The following is a 2,102-nucleotide window of genomic DNA, read 5'->3' on the forward strand; positions in this document are numbered from 1 at the left end:
CGACGGGAGGGCCGCCGCGGCGCCGCTGTGGCCGGCATGACCCGCGGTGTGGGTCCCGGCGGCATGAGCGTCCGCCATGAGCAGCGGCATCGCGGCGAGCATCCAGATCATCGCCGCGTTGAGCGCGAGATGTCCGACGACGTCGGTACGCCGCGCCCGGCTGCTGGTGCGGCGCAGGGCGGGCAGCAGCGCGAGCGTCAAGATCACGAACAGCCCGACCTGAACCCAGACGGCGACGTCCCTGACGATCACCCAGATCATCAGGATCATCGCTGCGCTCATCACGGTGTGGTTGATGTGCAGGACCCTCTGCCCACCGGAGCCGGGACAGACCACGAGGGTCCAGACTCCCGAGGTGCCGGTGAGCACGAAGGCCACGGTCAGCAGTAGGTCCCACGGCGGATCGACCACCCGACCAACGTACCGTCGCCACACCTCGTGTGGGGCCGGTTGCCGTGATCAGTGCCGCAGGCCGGAAACCCTCGGCCGACCGGGGCGACGCCTCGCTCAGGCGTCGAGGTCCTGCGCGACGAGCGCCGCGATGGTGTCGACCGCGGCCTGGTCGGGGCCGGTGACCTCGACCTTGTCGGCGTTGGCCGCGCCGAGGGTCATGATCAGCAGCGAGGAGGCGGCGTCGACCGGCTCGCCGCCGGGGACGGCGAGGGTGATCTCGGCGCCGAGCTCCTCGACCTTCTCGGAGATGATCGCGGCGGGGCGGGCGTGCAGGCCGACGGCGGAGCCGACGGTGACGGTCTGGGTGTGCATGATGCTCCTTCGGTTGGTGGGATGTACGTCAGCTGGCGGCGGCCGGGACCGGAGCGCGGCCGATGGACTTCAGGGCGATGACCGTGCCCGCGCCCACGACCACGCCGGCGGCCAGCGCGATCAGGTAGCCGAGCACGTTGGTGACGGCGAAGAGGACGAAGATGCCTCCGTGCGGTGCGCGGACCCCGACCTCGAAGAGCTGCGAGAGGCCACCGGTGACGGCACTGCCGACCATGATCGCCGGGATGACGCGCATGGGGTCGCCCGCCGCGAACGGGATGGCCCCCTCGGTGATGAACGAGGCGCCGAGCAGCCAGCCCGCCTTGCCGTTCTCGTGCTCGGCGGTGGTGAAGAGCTGAGGACGTACGACGGTGGCCAGCGCCAGCGCGATCGGCGGCACCATGCCGCTGAGCATGACCGCGGCCATGATCCGCAGCTCGGGGGCGTCCGCGGCGAGTGCGGCCGCGCCGACGCCGGTGGCGGCGAAGCTGTAGGCGACCTTGTTCAGCGGGCCACCCATGTCGAAGGCCATCATCAGGCCGAGCACCGCGCCGAGGGCGACAGCGCTGGTGCCGTCCAGGGCGGCGAGACCGTCGGTGAGCCGCTCCATCAGCCAGTTGATCGGCTTGCCGAGCACCACGATCATCACCAGACCGGCCAGGATGGAGGTCACCAGCGGGATCACCAGCACCGGCATCAGCCCGCGCGCCCAGCTCGGCACCCGCCAGCCGCTGACCCAGTGCGCGATCACACCGGCGAGCACACCGCCCGCGATCGCGCCGAGGAAGCCGGTTGCCGGCGCTGCCACGCCGTCGGCGTTCACGACGCCGAACAGGTTGGCGGCCAGCGCACCCATGATGAAGCCGGGGGCGATGCCGGGGCGATCGGCGATGGCGTACGCGATGTAACCGGCCAGCGCCGGGATGAACAGCATGAACGCGGTCTTGCCGATGACGAAGAAGAGAGCGCCCAGGTAGACGGCGAGGCCGCTGTCGAAGAGGGCGTGCTCGAGGCCGAGAGCCTGTACGTCGGGAAGGTTCGTGAGCGTGTTGTCGACCATGACCGCGCCGTAGACGTTGGTGATGTCGTAGCCGCCGAGGAGGAAGCTCAGCGCGATCAGCAGACCACCGGCGGCGACGAACGGGATCATGTAGGAGACGCCGGTCATCAGGATCCGGCGGGTCCGGCCGCCCCAGCTCTCCGAGGCGGTCGTGCTCGACTCGGCGGAGTCGCTCCGGCCGGACTCCACGCGGGCGGCGTTCGGGTCGTCGGCCGCGGCGAGCGCCTCGGCGATCATCGCGTCGGCGTCGTCGATCGGGCGCTTCACTCCCGAGGAG

General features: G+C 70.9%; 3 protein-coding genes. All 3 read right to left on the reverse strand.

The window, feature by feature from the left end; translation table 11 throughout:
- The coding region (locus ACFVJS_RS27740; RefSeq protein WP_378886764.1) for a DUF5134 domain-containing protein at positions 1–411 on the reverse strand (411 nt) is incomplete at its 3' end.
- A 96-nt stretch (positions 412–507) separates the two neighbouring features.
- Positions 508–765, reverse strand: coding sequence for an HPr family phosphocarrier protein (locus tag ACFVJS_RS27745; protein ID WP_378886765.1), 258 nt, complete (start codon positions 763–765; stop codon positions 508–510).
- A 28-nt stretch (positions 766–793) separates the two neighbouring features.
- Positions 794–2,102 (reverse strand): PTS fructose transporter subunit IIC (locus tag ACFVJS_RS27750; RefSeq protein WP_378886766.1); only part of this gene is annotated, 1,309 nt, incomplete at its 5' end.

This window comes from Nocardioides sp. NPDC057772 (assembly GCF_042798075.1).
In the GTDB taxonomy this organism is placed as follows: Bacteria; Actinomycetota; Actinomycetes; order Propionibacteriales; family Nocardioidaceae; genus Nocardioides.

Bases quoted from the DNA above. Each gene is read 5' to 3' on its own strand.
- ACFVJS_RS27745 (WP_378886765.1), bottom strand. From the start codon at position 765: ATGCACACCCAGACCGTCACCGTCGGCTCCGCCGTCGGCCTGCACGCC.